The organism is Pontibacter liquoris, from assembly GCF_022758235.1.
GTDB lineage: Bacteria > Bacteroidota > Bacteroidia > Cytophagales > Hymenobacteraceae > Pontibacter > Pontibacter liquoris.
Genome location: NZ_JALEBG010000001.1, coordinates 901,440 through 918,621, shown reverse-complemented (window position 1 = coordinate 918,621; position 17,182 = coordinate 901,440). Strand labels below are relative to the sequence as shown.

13 protein-coding genes and 1 tRNA gene are annotated in these 17,182 nt (G+C 51.2%); 7 read left to right on the top strand and 7 right to left on the bottom strand.

Features of this window, described 5'->3' with window-relative positions:
• Window positions 1-18: 18 nt before the first annotated feature.
• The gene (locus LWL52_RS03690) at window positions 19-831 is read right to left on the bottom strand and encodes an SDR family oxidoreductase (RefSeq protein ID WP_242917044.1); all 813 of its coding nucleotides are present in this window, start codon (window positions 829-831) and stop codon (window positions 19-21) included.
• Between the two features lie 1,140 nt (window positions 832-1,971).
• Between LWL52_RS03690 and rlmD the strand changes: the two genes are divergently transcribed.
• Window positions 1,972-3,381, top strand: a complete 1,410-nt coding sequence (gene rlmD / locus LWL52_RS03685) for a 23S rRNA (uracil(1939)-C(5))-methyltransferase RlmD (protein ID WP_242917041.1) — start codon at window positions 1,972-1,974, stop codon at window positions 3,379-3,381.
• Between the two features lie 100 nt (window positions 3,382-3,481).
• On the top strand, window positions 3,482-3,850 hold the full coding sequence (locus LWL52_RS03680) for a hypothetical protein (protein ID WP_242917040.1): 369 nt from the start codon (window positions 3,482-3,484) through the stop codon (window positions 3,848-3,850).
• 407 nt (window positions 3,851-4,257) lie between these two features.
• Here the strand turns inward: LWL52_RS03680 and thiL are convergent, their stop codons facing one another.
• The 4 genes from thiL to LWL52_RS03660 form a co-directional block, all read right to left on the bottom strand.
• The gene (gene thiL / locus LWL52_RS03675) at window positions 4,258-5,283 is read right to left on the bottom strand and encodes a thiamine-phosphate kinase (RefSeq protein WP_242917038.1); all 1,026 of its coding nucleotides are present in this window, start codon (window positions 5,281-5,283) and stop codon (window positions 4,258-4,260) included.
• A gap of 97 nt (window positions 5,284-5,380) precedes the next feature.
• On the bottom strand, window positions 5,381-7,498 hold the full coding sequence (locus LWL52_RS03670; protein WP_242917036.1) for a ComEC/Rec2 family competence protein: 2,118 nt from the start codon (window positions 7,496-7,498) through the stop codon (window positions 5,381-5,383).
• On the bottom strand, window positions 7,498-7,926 hold the full coding sequence (locus LWL52_RS03665) for a GNAT family N-acetyltransferase (protein ID WP_242917034.1): 429 nt from the start codon (window positions 7,924-7,926) through the stop codon (window positions 7,498-7,500). The genes LWL52_RS03670 and LWL52_RS03665 overlap by 1 nt, the downstream gene beginning before the upstream one ends.
• Window positions 7,927-8,014: 88 nt before the next feature.
• On the bottom strand, window positions 8,015-9,058 hold the full coding sequence (locus LWL52_RS03660) for a PhoH family protein (RefSeq protein WP_242917032.1): 1,044 nt from the start codon (window positions 9,056-9,058) through the stop codon (window positions 8,015-8,017).
• 97 nt (window positions 9,059-9,155) lie between these two features.
• Between LWL52_RS03660 and LWL52_RS03655 the strand changes: the two genes are divergently transcribed.
• The gene (locus LWL52_RS03655) at window positions 9,156-9,932 is read left to right on the top strand and encodes an SAM hydrolase/SAM-dependent halogenase family protein (protein ID WP_242917030.1); all 777 of its coding nucleotides are present in this window, start codon (window positions 9,156-9,158) and stop codon (window positions 9,930-9,932) included.
• 108 nt (window positions 9,933-10,040) lie between these two features.
• Window positions 10,041-10,331: a putative quinol monooxygenase gene (locus tag LWL52_RS03650; RefSeq protein WP_242917028.1), complete on the top strand. Its 291-nt coding sequence runs from the start codon at window positions 10,041-10,043 to the stop codon at window positions 10,329-10,331.
• A gap of 130 nt (window positions 10,332-10,461) precedes the next feature.
• Here LWL52_RS03650 and LWL52_RS03645 read toward each other — a convergent pair whose 3' ends face one another.
• Window positions 10,462-13,467, bottom strand: a complete 3,006-nt coding sequence (locus LWL52_RS03645; protein ID WP_242917026.1) for a malectin domain-containing carbohydrate-binding protein — start codon at window positions 13,465-13,467, stop codon at window positions 10,462-10,464.
• Between the two features lie 917 nt (window positions 13,468-14,384).
• Between LWL52_RS03645 and hscB the strand changes: the two genes are divergently transcribed.
• Both hscB and LWL52_RS03635 read left to right on the top strand, forming a co-directional pair.
• Window positions 14,385-14,918, top strand: coding sequence for a Fe-S protein assembly co-chaperone HscB (gene hscB / locus LWL52_RS03640; RefSeq protein WP_242917024.1), 534 nt, complete (start codon window positions 14,385-14,387; stop codon window positions 14,916-14,918).
• A gap of 21 nt (window positions 14,919-14,939) precedes the next feature.
• Window positions 14,940-15,023: transfer RNA gene (locus tag LWL52_RS03635), tRNA-Leu, on the top strand.
• A gap of 65 nt (window positions 15,024-15,088) precedes the next feature.
• Here LWL52_RS03635 and LWL52_RS03630 read toward each other — a convergent pair.
• Window positions 15,089-16,060 (bottom strand): HEPN domain-containing protein, encoded by a 972-nt coding sequence (locus LWL52_RS03630; RefSeq protein ID WP_242917022.1) that lies wholly within the window; start codon window positions 16,058-16,060, stop codon window positions 15,089-15,091.
• Window positions 16,061-16,353: 293 nt separating this feature from the next.
• Here LWL52_RS03630 and LWL52_RS03625 point away from each other — a divergent pair, with 293 nt between their 5' ends.
• Window positions 16,354-17,046, top strand: coding sequence for a GDSL-type esterase/lipase family protein (locus LWL52_RS03625; protein ID WP_242917020.1), 693 nt, complete (start codon window positions 16,354-16,356; stop codon window positions 17,044-17,046).
• The last annotated feature ends 136 nt before the right edge of the window (window positions 17,047-17,182 follow it).

Below are 17,182 nucleotides of genomic sequence, written 5' to 3'. Positions count from 1 at the left end.
AAGCCTTTTCTTTTATACTTAGCTTTTCTTCAGCGGCGAATCTTTCTCTTTGGCCATCACATTGTAGACCAGTTTATCGGCCAGGCTTGGGAATAGCTTGTTCACCCACACGGCCATTTTGCCCTGCGTCGTCATCACCAGGTCGCGCTTGCGTTTGATGGTAGCTTTTAGAATGCGGTCGGCTACCTCTTCAGCGCTCATCATCTTTTCTTCTTCGCGCGGGGTTTCACCCTGCTGCTGCCCGTCTGCAGCCAGCGCCGAGTTACGGATGTTGGAAGCCGTAAAACCCGGGCAGGCCAGAAGCACGTGCACGCCCGAGTAGAGCAGCTCGGTGCGTAGGGTTTCCAGGAAGCCATGCATGGCGAACTTGGACGCCGAATAGCCCGTGCGAGCCGGCAGGCCCCTGTAACCGGCCACAGACGAAATGCCGATCACCGACCCTTTAGCTTCCAGGATATAAGGCAGCGCATACTTGGTGGTATACACGGTTCCCCAGAAATTAATATCCATCACTTTGCGGAGCACCGCCAGGTCCAGATCCATAAACAGCGCCCGCATGGAGATGCCGGCGTTGTTGATCACCACATCCAGCTTTCCGAACCTAGTTACGGTTTCCTGCACCATGCGGGCGCACTGCTCCTCTACAGCCACATCGGCCTGGATGGCCAGGTGCGTAATACCGGCGGCCGTCAGTGCTGCTGCTGTCTCCTGCAGCCCCTGCTGCTGGCGCCCCGAGAACGCGACGCTGGCACCTGCCCTGCCAAACGAAAAAGCCAAAGCCCTGCCGATGCCCGATGTGCCGCCTGTTATTAATACTACTTTCCCTTTCATGGTAGTGGATTTCAAAGTTGATATTGCTGCTGCAAAGATAAAGGGAATTGTTAATTGCTGCGCATCATGCTGCCAATGCCATTCCTATCACCTGCCTCAATTTCCCAATGTGAGGTGCGAGGGCTTGGTCAGAATCTTAATGCAGGCTTTGAAAATATCGGAGTTATACTTGCTTCAAATTTCTGCTCTCGCTTTTCTAAGTCAAGAAATGTTACTGCCGGTAAAGTATGAGCGGTGCTGTCCCGGGTCCAACCACCCCTACCCGTCCTTGTTTTTTAGAGAGGGCCCCTACCCCCAAGAGGGGAGCTTGGTGATTACTACTTTAGAAGTATAAGCGGTGTGGGTTCTATGAAGGTGAGAAAAGCGTCACGCCTTTTCCTGCTGTCATCTCTACGGAAGGAGAGATCTGTTAAAAACTTCTTCTTGTGTTTGTAGCAGATTTCTCCTATCGCCGAAATAACAGATTGCATAATAGTTGAGAACTTAAGTATACTTGAGCTAAAGTTTAAGCAGTTTAGGCTAGGATAAAGAAGAACATCCCCCTACCCCCTTCAAAGGGGGACTTTAGGCAGATGGAGGAGCAACAACAGAATGCTTGCTTAGTAAAAGCTTCTCTCTCTTCCACCAAGATCCTTTCAGGATGACAAAAAGAAAGAGGTATGGCAAAGATTTATACTTAAGCTGAAGGATAAACTTCCGCTATCGAGCTGATCCCAGTCCTTGGGTTAAGCGCCTCGAGAATTTCCGGTGACGAACGCTAGTGAGGCAGCCCGAGGTACGAGGGCAGGAAATGAAAGCAGCACGATGCCCTTGTCGGGGGCCCCTGCACCCCAGGACGAGCCCCCGCGGGCTTGGAGCGCTCCAAAGTATAAGATGAAACAAGGCAAGTATAAAACTGAGAAATACAACTAGCTACCAAGTATAGCTACAGTCTAAACCAGTACCAAAGAGCCGCTGCAAGTATAACCTGAAGTATAAAAAAGCATCCACTCGTTGTTGGCTAATGTATCTGAAAGTATAAACCACCATATCAAACTCAAGCTATTAAGTCTAACCAAAATACCCCCTGCATCCTCTCAAATTGCGGCTTGTTAAACAGATTCCCTTCCGTCTCCTAAAAAATGATTAATTTTGCGCACTGTGAGAAAGAAGCATAAGAACAAGTTCGAGATTCTCGAAAATATCCGCATAGAAGAGATGGTGGCCGAGGGCAAATGCCTGGCGCGGCACGACAACCTGGTAATATTTGTTGGCGGCGTTGCCCCCGGCGATGTGGTCGACCTGCGGGTGACCCGCAAAAAGAAGAGTTTTCTGGAAGCCGAGGCAGTTGCCTTTCACCAATACTCGGAGCTACGCGTGGAGCCTTTCTGCGAGCATTTTGGCGTTTGCGGCGGCTGCAAGTGGCAGCACATTGCGTATAGCACCCAGTTATACTATAAGCAAAAGCAGGTGAAGGATAACTTAGAGCGCATTGGTAAGGTGCCGCTGCCGGAGTTTGACCCCATCCTGGGCTCTGTAAAAACGCGTTACTACCGCAATAAACTCGAGTTTACCTTTTCGGGCAACGGCTGGCTTACCAACGAGCAGATCCGCTCCGGCGAGGAGTTCGACCGCAATGCGCTGGGCTTCCACATGCCGGGCCGCTTTGATAAGATCCTGGACATCGAGCACTGTTACCTGCAACCCGACCCTTCCAATGCTATTCGCCTGGCCGTGCGCGTGTATGCCCGCCAGCACGGGCTGGTATTTTTTGATGCCGTCACCCAGGAAGGCTTTCTGCGCAACCTCATCATCCGTACGGCCAACACCGGCGAGCTGATGGTGCTGCTGCAGGTAAAAACGAACGACCAGGAGGCTATACTTGGTTTAATGCAGCACCTGGAGCAAACGTTCCCCGAGATCACGTCGCTGCAGTATGTGGTAAACGCAAAAGGCAACGCCACTTACCACGACCTGGAGGTAGTCTGCTACAAAGGCCTGCCCTACATACATGAGGAAATGGAAGGCATCCGGTTCCGCGTAGGGCCTAAGTCCTTTTACCAGACCAATGCCGACCAGGCCTATGAACTGTATAAGAAAACGCGCGAGTTTGCTGGGCTTACGGGCAACGAACTGGTGTATGACCTGTATACCGGGGCCGGCACCATCGCCAACTTTGTGGCAGCACAGTGCCGCGAGGTGATCGGGATTGAGTATGTGCCCAGCGCCATCGAAGACGCCAAGATTAACTCGCAGATAAACAACATCACCAACACCACCTTTTACGCCGGCGATATGAAAGATATTTTGTCGGATGAGCTGGTGGCGCGCCATGGCCGGCCGGATGTGGTGATCACCGATCCGCCCCGCGCAGGCATGCACGAGGACGTAGTAGCCAAACTGCTGCAGGTGCACCCCGCGCGTATTGTGTATGTAAGCTGTAACCCGGCCACACAAGCCCGCGACCTGGAACTGCTTTCGCAGAAGTATGATGTGGCACGCGTGCAGCCAGTGGACATGTTCCCGCAGACGCACCACGTAGAGAATATTGTATTGTTAACCGCTAGATAAGACACAGGATTTCAGACATCAGACACAAGACTTTTTGTATAAGTACAAGTTTTGCAGAAAGTACTGTGTTCTGTGTCTTGTGTCCTAAAGTATAACGAGTATGGAAAACGATCCTGAATTAAACGGCAAATACCTGGGCACCATCTCCAAGGACTTTGTGGTGGTGGCCGAAACTTTGCGCGAAGCCTCTTACCAGGTGCGCAAACGCAAAATATCCAATTACCCGATCTTCGTTTTCAGCCGCACGCAACTGCCCGTGGGCTCTGTTTTCCTGGCCAAGGAAGAGGCCGCGCTGGAGTGGCATATCAACGCCTCGTACCTGGAAGATTTTGTGCAGCGCCAGCTGATCTTACCCGAGAAAGAAGAAGAGTTTAAAGCCGCCTACAAAGACCCGGATGAGTTCTGCTGCCTGTTTGTAGTAGACAACGAGTTCCAGAATTTCGTATTTATCCCATTCCCGGAAGATTAAGTTTGGGACACCAGTATCAGGACTCAAACCACAAGACCTTTCAAAAGCTGTATGCTACAAAATGAAAAACGTTAGTGCTTCGCCTTTGAATTTATCTTTAAATTTGTATCCAACTGGCGCGGGTATTAACCCGTGACAAAGTATGTAAGCGAGTCTCCAAACTCGCGTGTACTGATAAATGAAGTATAAGGTGCAGCCAGGTATAGCTGAAAGTATAAGTACAACAAAGGCTATTGCTGCGTAGCTCTTGCGCCTTCCAGGCGCGTTCAGTCAGAGCCTGAACATGTATAAAAAGGCACGGGTTAATTCCCGCGCCAGTTCATAAAATGTATGTAAAACAAAAGAGGAAGCCTGCCGGGCTTCCTCTTTTGTTTTTGTCTAAAGTCTAGCGTCTAGTATCTAGCATCTTAAAAGTGGTTCCAGCCCTGGGCTTTCAGCGGGTACGCCTGACCGGTTTTGGTGGCCAGATTTACACCTTCGCTGGCGTCCGTAATTTTGCCGATGATGGTGATATCCGGGTGGTTCTTCAGCTCGTCGTAGGCCGTTAGCGGCACGGTAAAGAGCAGCTCATAATCTTCGCCGCCGTTCATGATGCAGCTCAACGGGTCGATATTGAACTCCAGCGCCGTCTGCAGCATCTGGTTATCAGCGGGCAAATTGTCTTTGTACACCGTAGCGCCAACGCCTGATTGCTTACAGATATGGAACAGCTCCGAAGCCAGCCCATCCGAAATATCGATCATAGCGGTGGGTTTAATACCGCGGCCTTTCAGGTCGTGGATCACATCCATGCGGGCCTCCGGGCGCAGCTGCCGCCCTACAATATATTGCTTGTCTTCCAGTTCGGGTTGCATCTCCGGATCGGCTAAAAAGGCCTGTTTTTCCCGTTCCAGCACCTGCAAACCCATGTAGGCTGCTCCCAAATCGCCGGTAACGCAGACCAGGTCGTTAACCTGGGCACCGCTGCGCAGCACAGCTTCGCCTTTGGCCACCTCTCCTATCGCCGTTATACTGATCACCAGCCCCGTTCTGGACGAAGTGGTATCGCCGCCAACCAGGTCCACATTGTAATTTTCGCAGGCCAGCCTGATGCCTTCATACAGCTCTTCCACCGCCTCCAAAGTATAGCGCGCCCCCAGAGCAATGTTCACCGTGATCTGCGTGGGCGTGGCATTCATGGCTGCAATATCAGACACGTTCACAGCGACGGCTTTGTAGCCCAGGTGCTTGAGCGGGCAAAACGTCAGGTCGAAGTGCACGCCTTCCAGCAGCATGTCGCTCGACACGACCAGCTGTTTTTCCTGCGGCTCAATTATGGCGGCATCGTCGCCAATGCCTTTTATGGTAGAAGCGTTCCGTAGCTCGGTTTTATCGTTGATGATCTTAATTAATCCGAATTCGCCTACTTCGCTTAATGGGGTAAAGTCACTCATCGTTGTATCTGTTTTGGATTTGCAAAGATACGAAAAGGAAAAGACAAGTGCTGCCGAAGACCGCCTGGCACCGGAAAGGTTCTCCCCGTACAGGTGTTTACGGTAAAGACAGCACAAACGCGCCGGAATCAGCCACATCGTACCAGGCGATCCCGAGCGTGTCGAGTTGGCGGTGCAGGCGCTGCCGGTACCAGGGGCTGCTGGAGGCATCGAGAATGACTTTACGGCAGGTATAATCCTGCAATTCTTCCGGCTTCAGGCGCACATTGTTCTGCAGGAGCAGGTAGTCGAGCGGCAGCGGTGCCTTTGGCTGCAAGCCCGGCGGGTGCGAAAGCAACAGCATCCGCCGGTTTTGCCAAACCAGCAGGTGGTTGCTATCAGGCAACATCACCAATGGACTATTAGGCAGCGGCTGGTCACCGGCCAACGGTACAAGCTCCGGTTGCGCCAGGCCCAGTTGCCAGAGGTGCGGCCGGATGTTGTAGGTATAATTTTGCTCGTCATTAAGTACTCTGGCCCCTGCCAGCACCAAGACCTGCTGCCCCTGTACCAGCGAAATGCCGGAACTGCCCCGCACGTTATAAACGGTTAGCAAGCGTTGCTTTTTCTGCTGCCACAGCTCCCCCACCTGCTGCGCCGCGAGCAGAGCTATTACTCCTGTGGCCATCGCCAGGAACCGCAGTTGCTTTAGCGAGAAGAAAAGGATGAACAACAACAGCAGAGCATACAGCAACCCGGTTTGCCAGGCTGAAATATGAATACCGTTTATAACAGCCTGCGGCAAATGCGTAAGCACGATATTGAGCTCGTTCATTGTCCAGATCACACCCGTATGCAGTTTAAACAATAGCGCCCCGGCAACAGGTACCCAGCCCAAAGCAAGCGCTACCAAGCCGGTATAAAGTGCCAGCGTAGACAAGGGCACCACCACAAGGTTAGCCAGCCAGAAGTATACCGGAAACTGGTGGAAGTATAACAGGCTCAAAGGAAACGTGATCAGCTGCGCCGCCAGCGATACCGTGAACAGCACCCATACTTTATCCAGCAGCCAGTTATCAAATTCGAGCAGCCGGTAAAAGCGCGGCTGCAGGTATACGATGCCAATCACAGCCAGAAAAGAGAGCTGAAACCCCACGTCAAACAAAAAGTAAGGATTATAGAACAGCAAAACAAAGGCGGCAATTGCTAACGTGTTGTAAATATTGGTGTTGCGCCTGGTGGCCAGGGCCAGTGTGACCATCGTAAACATCACCACCGAACGCAGCACCGAAGGCGAGAGCCCCGTCATGAAGGCATAGAACCACAAAGCAAGTATAGCCAGGAGCGCCGCCCAGAATCGCTGCCGCGGTGTCCGGTTAAAGTGCATCAGCACCAGCATCAGTATCCCGTAAATAAGCCCCACGTGCAGCCCCGACACAGAAAGCACATGCATGGTACCGGTGTCGATATAAGTTGCTTTGATGGCGTTGTCCAGCTCATCGGTCACGCCCAGAATAAGCGCCGAAGAAATGGCATACTCCCGCCTCGCCCCTACTTGCCCGCGTAGGAAATGGTCGAGTTGCCGCCGCCATTTTATACTTAGGTACAGGATAAAATTGCCCGGCACCGCGCCTGTTTTCAGGTACTGGCCTGCCTGCAAATATTGCTGGTGGTAAATGTTTCTGTCGGCCAGGTAAGCTTTATAATCGAACTGGCCCGGGTTAGCCGGCAATGCCACCTCACGGGGTGCTCCCTGTACCAGCAGCACATCGCCATATGTCAGCTCGTAGGCCTGTTCCGAATCATGCGGCACCGACAGTTGCACACGCCCCGTGGCCGGTTGCCAGTCCCCGTTTACCCGCACCTGCTGCACATTTAACACGGCACGCTGGTAGGCAGGCTTCTGCACCACATAATCATCTACCACGCCAACATAGTAGGTTGGTGCCTGCGCAAGCTGCAGCAGGTGCTGCGGGTGGTTACGCTCATTATGCTGCTGCGCCATCCAAAAGCCGCCGGCCATAAAGCACAACAGGCCCAGGGTGCCGGCTGTATCGGTCATATTGGCCGTTTTATACTTGCGTGCCAGTAGGAAAGCAACCAGGTAGCAGGCCACAAAAAAAGCAAGGACCCCGGCTGCAAACCCGGAATCCTTGCCTGATACAAGCGACAGCAGGATACCTGCTATAAAACTAAGCGTGATACGAACAAAGGGGAAAGGAGCCCACCGCAGCATCAGCCTTTGTACACCATTTTGTAATGGTCAATCGCACACTCTGAAAACATAGCCCCTTCGGTCTGGAAACCATGGCGTTTGTAGAAGTTTACCGCCGGCAGCTGGGCGTTTAAGTAAATCTCGCGGGAAGCGTGCAAGGCACGCACATCCTCCAGCACCGCCTGCAGCACCTGTGCACCCACATTCTTGTTACGGTAGGCGGGCAGCACAGCAAAGCGCTCCAGCTTTACCCCGTTTTCAGTGAGACGCCAGCGGGCAGCCCCACAGGGCACCCCCTGGTAGGTGGCCAGGTAATGCCGGGCTTCGGGCTCATACTGGTCATTCTCTGCCTCGCGGGGCACCTGCTGCTCCTGCACAAAAACTTGCTCCCGGATGGCAAAAACGGTCTGCATGTCCTCTTCGTTGTCAACTCTTTTCAGCTCGATCATGCTGCAAAGTATAAAAAGTGTTTAAAAGCGTAAAGACGCAACATGTTGCGTCTTTACAGGATTCAGGTTTAAAGCAGGCGCCCCGTTGTTAGTCTCTTTCGGCCTGGTAGCGGCGGTTGTAGCCGTTTACTTTTACAGCCTCGCCGTTTTCGGCGGCTTTGGCTTCTTCACGGGCGGCACGGCGCTCCTCTTCCAGTTTGGAATAGGCGTTCACGATCTCTTTTACCAGGCGGTGACGTACCACGTCCTCGGTGGTCATTTCCACAAAGCCTATGCCTTTCACGTTGCGCAGAATGTTGAGCACTTCCATCAGACCGGAGCGCTGGTTGCGCGGCAAATCGATCTGCGACCAGTCGCCGTTTACCATCACTTTGGCGTTCGGCCCCATACGGGTCAGGAACATCTTCATCTGGGCCGGCGTGGTGTTCTGCGCCTCATCCAGCAGCACAAACGCATTGTTCAGCGTACGGCCCCGCATGTAAGCGAGCGGCGCGATCTCAATGATCTTGTTTTCCTGGTAGTACTTGAGCTTTTCGACCGGGATCATATCCTCCAGCGCATCGTAGATCGGGCGCAGATAAGGGTCCACTTTCTCCTTCATGTCGCCGGGCAAAAAGCCCAGGCTCTCGCCTGCTTCTACCACTGGGCGGGAGATGATGATCTTTTTGACCTCTTTGTTTTTGAGCGCGCGCACAGCCAGGGCTACCGAAACATAGGTCTTGCCCGTACCGGCCGGCCCGAGGGCAAAGGTCAGGTCGTTCTTTTCCACCGTGTCTACCAGCTTTTGCTGGTTAGGGGTTCTGGCTTTGATCACGCCACCTTTGCTGCCATACACAATCACATCCGGCGAGGTAACGATCACTTCCTCATCTGTAAAAGAATCTGAAGAGAGGTATCTATTTACACTGTTATGCGTAATCTTTCCGAACTTATGGTAATGGTCTATAAGTGACGAGAGGATTTCGTGGATCTTGGTGATTTCGGGTGTTTGGCCCTGGATCTTGATCTCGTTTCCTCTGGAAATGATCTTGCTGCTGGGGAAAGCGGCAGCCAGTTGTTTTATATTCTGATTCTCTGTTCCTAAAAAGTCGATCAGAGAAATATTCTCCAGGGTTATTACTTTCTCTACCAAATGCTTAGTTATGTATAGTGTTCGTAGGAATAATTCCTTTAAATTAACTACTATTCTTCTATATTAGTACAAATTTTATTCTATTATAGTTCGTAATATGGCTCTAATTACGTTTACATCTGATTTTGGGTACAGCGATCATTATGTGGCCGCCGTGAAAGCAAAAATTCTCTCGCAAGAGCCCCAGGCCACCATCGTGGACGTATCGCACGGCATTGAGCCTTTCAACATCGCGCATGCTGAATACGTGCTGGGTTCCGTGTTCCGCGACTTCCCTGAGGGCACCGTGCACCTGGCGGCCGTGGATACCAACGGGAGCAAGTATGGTAAATATCATGCGGCAAAGTATAAAGGCCATTACTTCCTGCTGGCCGATAACGGCCTGCTCTCGCTGCTGACCGACGGGCAGCCTGAAGTGGTGGTAGAACTGCACGCCGATTTTCCGTTGATGCCCTTTCCGGCCAAAGACCTGCTGGCACCTGCTGCGCTCTACCTGTCAAAAGGCGGCGAGCTGGAGGTGCTCGGCGAGCGTACCCAGCATTTCAAGCAGCTCCTGAACCGGCAGCTGCGCCTGGGCGATCATGCTATCTCCGGCCACGTGATCCATGTAGACCGCTACGGCAACCTCATCACCGATATTACCCGCGACAGCATCGAAACTATTGCCCACGGCCGCACCTTTACCGTGCATTTTGCCCGCGAAACAGTGGGCCGCATTCTGCCCAACTTTACCCAGGTAGACGACGGCGACTGCTGCTGCATTTACAACAGCCTGGGCCAGCTCTGCATCGGCATTAACAAAGGCCACGCCGCCGAGCTGCTGGGCCTGGGCTTCGACTCGCAGGTAGATGTGCGCTTTTATCCGGGAAGCTGAATTAATTCTGAATTTTGAATAACTGAATGATTGAATAAAGGAGTGATAAAAGCGTAGCTTTGCTTCAGTTTCCTTATTCAGTTATTCAAAATTCAGTTATTCAAAATTATGATCGTTCGCATCGTCCGGATGACGTTTCAGGAAGATAAGACGGCGGCGTTCCTGGAGATCTTCCGCAATTCCAAAGACCGGATCAGGGCTTTTGAAGGCTGCCATCACGTGGAGCTGCTGCAGGATATAAACGAGCCCAACGTGTACAGCACCTACAGCCTCTGGGACACCGAAGAGCACCTGAACCAGTACCGCGGCTCCGAACTCTTCGGGCAGGTATGGCCGGCTACCAAAACCTTGTTTGCCGCCCCGCCACAGGCGTGGTCCCTACGGCAGACACAAGTATAAATTACAGTTGCTGCGCAGGAGCCGCCAGCAAGTATAAACGTTACCGCCAGCACCTGCCCCACATCTTATAAGTAAAAAAGCCGGACAACATGATGCTGTCCGGCTTTTTTATACTTTATACCTACCCGGGTTATCTGTTCAGGATAACTTTCTTATAGCTTGTCTTATCGGTAGTATGCAGCCGGATGAGGTAAATACCGGAAGCCAGTCCTGGTGCCGGTTTCCACTCCGATTCATACTCCTGCGCTGCGGCCTGGCCTTGGTAGAGGGTCGCAACTTCCCTGCCCTGCAGGTCAAACACTTTCACATCGACAGACTGGGGCTGCTGCAGGCCAAAGCGAACGCGAATGCTCTCAGTAAACGGATTCGGATAGGCTTCTACTTGTGCCAGCTCGGAGGCAATATGCGTTCCGGGCATTTCGGCAGCGGTTGCCACTGTGCCTGAAGTCGTAATCTTCTCTATCTCAATAGCGGAAATGATGGCATTATTTGCTACCGAGGTGAAAGCAATGTTCAGCGTGCCGTCGCTTACCGCGATGTTGTCAAACGTTTTCACGACGGCCTTTCCCGCGCCATCCTGGCTATAGATATCATAGTTGTTCAGCACGCGCTTGCCTTCCACATCCACATGAAACACGCGGGCGCCTGCGTTGCCGCTTGTCTTGCCGCCCGGTGCACCAAAGTAGGGCTCCAGGAAATGCAGCTTCACCCGGTAAGTGCCTGCACCCAGCGCAATGTTATAGCTGAAAGGAGCACCGGACGAGGCGTAGCGATACTTCAGATACAGGGCATCCTCGGTAGTGCCCGCCACGTCGAATGACTTGGAGGCGCTGAGACCGCCGCTATAGTTAGCATCTGCACTCCAGGTATGCGACTGGCTGTCGGTGTACTGGGCGCCACCCGCTGAGATCCGAACGATGCTGGTTGTGCTGGTCGTGATCTGCTTAAAGTTAGCTGTAATGGCTTTGTTGCCAGTCATGGTAACTGTAAGCGGGTTGGCTGTACCGGTCACGTCGCCGCTCCAGCCGGCAAACTGGTAGCCGGAAGCCGGCTTGGCTGTCAGGCTTATACTTGTGCCCTCGGCATAGCTGGCTTGGTCGGGGCTGCGAGTTACCGCGCCGCTGCCAGTGGTGCTTACCGCTAAGGTATACTGTGTGGCAGCCGGCATTTTCTCCACTTCGATGGCAGAGACAATGGCATTTTCATTTACTGAGGTAAAGGCAATCGTCAGCGTGCCGTCGCTTACCGAAACGTTGTCGAATATTTTCACAACAGCCTTGCCCGCACCATCCTGGCTATAGATATCATAGTTGCTCAGCACGCGCTTGCCTTCCACATCCACATGAAACACGCGGGCGCCTGCGTTGCCGCTTGTCTTGCCACCGGGCGCGCCAAAGTAGGGCTCCAGGAAATGCAACTTCACCCGGTAGGTGCCAGTGCTTACAGGTATTTTGTAGCTGAAAAGGGCGCCGGCTGATGCGTAGCGATACTTCAGATAAAGGGCATCATCGGAAGTGCCGGCCACATCAAACGACTTAGAAGAAGTTGTGCCGCCGCTGTAGTTGGCGTCTGCGCTCCAGGTATGCGACTGACTGTCGGTGAACTGCGTGCCACCGGAAGTGATGCGTATTGTACTGGCAACTGCAGCCGCGGCTGGCAAGGTGCCGGAAATAGTATACTGTCCTACCGAGCCGTAATTAGAACTGGCACCCATGGCTCCTTTGGCTCCTTTTATATACAGGTAGTAGGTGCCCGCAGGCAAGGTCTGGTTTACCGTAGCAGATACACTGCTGGGGTCCGCTGTTACCAGGGTTTCGTTTGCGGAATTCTTCAGCGTGAGCAGCACGTCCAGGTTGGCATAGGTTTCGGTGGGGTTCACGGTCAGGTTCACCGCGCCGCCGTTTGTCTGAAATGTAAAAACATCCACATCGCTGCCGGTAGTAATGATGCCCCCATTGGCCGAGGCCAGCACATTGCCTGCTTCATCTGCCTTCAAGGAGGTGGCGTTGCTGCTGGTGTTGGCATGATCATCGGGGCGGTAGCCAAAGCCGTTCTCGGTGGTGATCACATCCATATCATCTTCCAGGTTGTTAGCATAGGCATACTCTCCTTTGCTCCACTGCACCTGGCTTACGTTATACCCGGCTCCCATAATGGGGGCCCAGGAGTTCTGGCCGTAATAATAGGCTTCCGAAGGCGAGGTACGGCCATCGTGCGACAAGCCCAGCGTATGCCCCGCCTCGTGCGAGCCTGCCTCGCCGGCAAACTTTGCCCCGGAGTTAAATACCCAACCTGGGGTGTCGTCGCCCCAGTTAAAAGAGCCCACATATGATACGCCGCCCGCATTGGGATAGAAATAGTTTGTCGGCGTAAAGATGATGCGCATTCTTTGTGCGATAGGTGCGCTCTGGTACACGGTTTCGCTGGTGGTGATGTTAACGGCAAAGGGCTTGAAATCTTCGCTTACCATTTCCCATACCTGCTGCATTTCGGCGGTGGTTAAGTTAGCCGGGGCAGCATTGATCGTGTTGCCATTATCCCAGTAAGTGCCGCTCACGGTCTGGCCATCAAAATCAAGCAGCACCACGGCCGGAGCGCCCGGTAAGCTCTGCAGCGCTGTTACCGAAGTTGTAGCGGTTGCGCTGCTCGTAGTCTGTTGGGTAGCGGCGCCATTGGCCACAGGCCCTTCGAAGTACTCTATGCAAAGCACTTTATCTATGTCCACCTGCTGCAGGTAAGCGGCGCCGGCAGCGGTAGAGGTATACTGGTAAGCCTTTTTCTGATCTTTTAAGATAATGTAGCCCGAGAGCTCAGCTCCCGCCACCTTCACAAAAAAGGTGCTGTTCTTTTTGTTGGCAACTTCGCCGATGTAAATATCCTTCTGGCCCTCGCGCTTGCTTACTTTCAGGTTCAGCACCAGCGAGTCCTGGCCGGGCACCGACTGGCGCACCATATTGCTCTTGCTGGTGGTCTTCAGCCCGTTAACGCCGGCTTTGGCTTTAGCGGCGGCAATGGCTTTAAAGGTGCCAGCTACCTCGGCGGTAGTTCCCAGCGGAATTTTCTGCTGGGCCGACAGTGGCAGGACAGTTCCGATAACAAAAAGGAGCAGGAGAAAGGACTTATAAATGTTTTGCATGGCTTGCGGTACTAGGGTGCTTCGTACTATAAAATCTGGTAGTCAGGGTGATTGTTGTTGCCGGTTTTGCGCTATGCCTTTATTCTGAGGCAGCTTTGCTCCTGTAAAACAGGAGAGCGGGCTAAACCGGGGAGTGTGCACATTTCAATGTTGTAAAACCTGTTACTTCTATGCAGCTATTCCGGAATCCGGCACCCGAGCGGCGTTTTGCAGCCTGTGCGTATCCGGAGGACAAGGAAAATTCAGGTATAGCTTCGGCCTGAAGTAGCAGGCGCTTACGGGAGGTGAAATGTGGAAGGTTGGGTAAAGGCTCCTGAACGGATGCCTAACAGCTATACTCTTACAGTAAAAGGATTCTGTTTTCGTACAATTCTATTCATATATTCCAATTTGGTAGTATGCCAATTCAGTTTCAGTATGTCAGCTACAGGCGCCAGGGCGTAAGCATTAGCGCTACAGGTTGTCGGTTCTGTTTTAGTTGAATTAATCGCCGTTTGAGGCTTTATACTTAAAACAACAGGAGTAACTTGTTACAGCAGAACAGCTTTAGTTAAGCTTTATACTTGCTTTCGGAATATTGGTTCGCTCTTTCCGGGATATTTTTTTTCGGCGAAACAGTACAAAATAGTACTACTTTTTACGCAATGGCCAAACTCCGCTGCAGCCCCTCTTTTTACAGGGGCTGCAGCAGGCAACCCCATTTAATTTTATTTTAATGGCAACCTGTGCTTTTGCAATATCAGAAGGGCTTCGGGCGTGGCAGGCCGGGCCTGAAAAGGCCGAGCTTTTGCTGCGGCCGGGGCTGCCGCTGCGGTCTTTTGCGCTCATTTTAAAACAATCGTGGCTTTTCACGTACCTTTGCAAGTATAAAAGCTAGCGAAAGCCGGTTTTTATACCTGTTTAACCATACCAGAGTTATGAGCAACTACTTCGAGTTTTATAGTATACCGGAAAGCTTCCTGCTGGACGAAAAAGCGCTGAAAGCAAAATATTACCAGCTAAGCCGCGACTACCATCCTGACTTTCATGCCAATGCGCCGCAGGCAAAACAGGACGAGATCCTGCAGCTTTCTACCCAGAACACCAACGCCTACCGCACCCTCTCCGACCCGGACCTGCGCATGCAGTATATTTTAAAAGAGCACGGACTGCTGGAAGAAGGCAAAAATGAGCTGCCGTCGGATTTCCTGATGGAGATGATGGAGCTGAACGAGGAGCTGATGGAGCTGGAGTTTGACTTTGATGCGGCCCGCCTGCATGCCGTGGGCGAGAAAAGCACCGGCACCATGGCGCAGCTCGATAACGACATTCTGCCGGTGCTGCAGCGCTACCCCGAGCTGCACGGTATTACGCGCGAGGAGGCCCTGCAGCAGGTAAAAACATACTACCTGAAGAAAAAATATCTGTTGCGTATTCAGGAAACATTATCTAAGTTTGCAGCACGTTCCTGATAGCTGATCGGGAGCCAGAATGCCTTGGTGGCGGAATTGGTAGACGCGCTGGTCTCAAACACCTGTGAGGTTACACTCGTGCCGGTTCGACTCCGGCCCAAGGTACATTAAAGTTTAAAAGCCCTGTAGATGAAAGTCTGCAGGGCTTTTTTGTTTTTATTCAAGATTCACTATTCCTCAAGCACAAGTTTAAAGTCAATACTTGTTTTATTAGTTTTTATTAGCTTTTGGATGGTAGCTAATAATATAGCCAAAGCAAGATGAAAAGAACTTTGATATGATTGAATATATTTATCCCATTCATCAGAGATGTCATCGTAAGAAAATTTACTAGGGAAGTTAATATTTCCATGTATAAAGCGTGACCTAAAATCATACATTTTACCAACTTCTTTTTTGAAAGCTGTTCTTTCTCCTAAAAATAACTCCGTTTTTTCAACCAATTGATTTTGAAGGTTATTGTGTCCTTTGCAATAAAGGGCCTCTAAAGCAAGAAGAGCCCAAAAGATATTTCCGAATTCCCAATCACCTGATGAGGTAAATGTGTGAGATAGAGCATTAAGTGCCCTTTCAATAGCAGAAGTACTTGGCTTCTCTAATCCTTTCTCGAATTCAAAGTACCAATTCCACACCTGATTAATACTTAAAAATTCTAGCAAAGGCCATTTTAAGCTTCTACTTCTTTCATAAGCAAAGGCCAGTTCATTATAATGTCTCTCAATGTTCCATATCGGCTCTCCATTTAGGAGCAATTTACCATCATACCAGCTAAACATACCTGGTACAGCAATATTACACACTATCATTAGATGCATGATTCTATGCAAAACCAACTGATTGATATTTTCTCTATGTCTTTTCTTATATAATGATCTTAACTTTTCCTCCTCTAAATTAAATGTCACTTTCAAGAAACTATTATCGGAAAGAATGGGAGGTACCTGCATACTCTCCTTTACAATAGGCGGAACAAAATACACTAGCTCAATCATCAAGCTACCTAAATTAAGCTGATTATGATTAAATGGTAACACGAGTTTAGCGTCTACACCTAGAAACTCTTTCCCAATAGCTGCATAATTTACTCCATGAAAATCATCAGAAAAATCAACTAGAATATAGGCAGTGTATAGGTTACTCATGGTGTTTTAAAGCATGTTTGAAGCGATAGCTTATGAATATAACAAAAAATATAACTAAATATAGCCAAACCGTGTTATTATAATCTCACATTCTGCCGCAAGCGTCCGCTAGTGCCTTGCATCAGCATAACAATTCCATAAAGTATAAACTAAAGTAAAGGCAAGAAACAACAAGCAACGGGTATCGGCACATCATACATGAAACCACTTGCTATCCTAGCAAGAAATCAACTGGCAGTGGTTCTAACGAATTTATTATATACCTTAAGGTTTCAATCCTTTACGCTGCCAATATGAAATACCTTTCCCTCCTCCTTTTTGCGTTTTTTATAGCTGCCGGCGGGCATGCGCAGGAAATAAGCAACAAAGACGACTGGGCGGACCTGTCGCACTACGAGCAGGAGAACCAGCAACTGGCCCCTCCAAAGCCGGGCGAAGACCGGGTGGTGTTCCTGGGCAGCTCCATTTTTGAGAACTGGAAGAAGCTGGTGCCGGAATATTTCAACGAGCACTCGTACCTGGACCGGGGCATCAGCGGACAAACCTCCCCGCAGCTGCTCATTCGCTTCCGCCAGGACGTCATCAACCTGCACCCCAAAGCCGTCATCATCCTGGCCGGCAGCAACGACATTGCCGGAAACACGGGCCACGTAACCAATGAGCGCATCATGGACTGCATTGCGTCGATGGCAGAACTTGCCCGCCTTCACAACATCAAAGTCATCCTTTGTGAATACCTGCCTATTAATGAATACCCGTGGCGCAAAGGCATGGAGCCCGCCGATAAGATCATCGCGTTGAACAAAATGATCCGGGCGTATGCGAAAGCCAACAACTTCACGGTACTCGATTATTACTCGCCCCTGGTGGATGATCGCAAGGGCCAGAAAGCTGAACTGACCCTGGATGGGGTTCACCCCAATGCGGCCGGTTACCGCATCATGGCCAAAGTAACCGACGAAGCGATAAAAAGAGCGCTGCAGTAAGCTACCCGGTAGCAGAAGTATAAGCAAGCGCCCTGTAAGTATAAGGCCAATCCCAAAACCCTATAAACAACAAATCCCGTTGCTAAGCAGCGGGATTTGTTGTTTTGGTAAGTATAAGCGGCTGTAAAAAGCCGGC

Coding starts and splice junctions, on each gene's coding strand:
- LWL52_RS03690 (WP_242917044.1), bottom strand. CDS start 831: ATGAAAGGGAAAGTAGTATTAATAACAGGCGGCACATCGGGCATCGGC.
- LWL52_RS03680 (WP_242917040.1), top strand. CDS start 3,482: ATGGAAAACGATCCTGAATTAAACGGCAAATACCTGGGCACCATCTCC.
- thiL (WP_242917038.1), bottom strand. CDS start 5,283: ATGAGTGACTTTACCCCATTAAGCGAAGTAGGCGAATTCGGATTAATT.
- LWL52_RS03670 (WP_242917036.1), bottom strand. CDS start 7,498: ATGCTGCGGTGGGCTCCTTTCCCCTTTGTTCGTATCACGCTTAGTTTT.
- LWL52_RS03665 (WP_242917034.1), bottom strand. CDS start 7,926: ATGATCGAGCTGAAAAGAGTTGACAACGAAGAGGACATGCAGACCGTT.
- LWL52_RS03655 (WP_242917030.1), top strand. CDS start 9,156: ATGGCTCTAATTACGTTTACATCTGATTTTGGGTACAGCGATCATTAT.
- LWL52_RS03650 (WP_242917028.1), top strand. CDS start 10,041: ATGATCGTTCGCATCGTCCGGATGACGTTTCAGGAAGATAAGACGGCG.
- LWL52_RS03645 (WP_242917026.1), bottom strand. CDS start 13,467: ATGCAAAACATTTATAAGTCCTTTCTCCTGCTCCTTTTTGTTATCGGA.
- hscB (WP_242917024.1), top strand. CDS start 14,385: ATGAGCAACTACTTCGAGTTTTATAGTATACCGGAAAGCTTCCTGCTG.
- LWL52_RS03630 (WP_242917022.1), bottom strand. CDS start 16,060: ATGAGTAACCTATACACTGCCTATATTCTAGTTGATTTTTCTGATGAT.
- LWL52_RS03625 (WP_242917020.1), top strand. CDS start 16,354: ATGAAATACCTTTCCCTCCTCCTTTTTGCGTTTTTTATAGCTGCCGGC.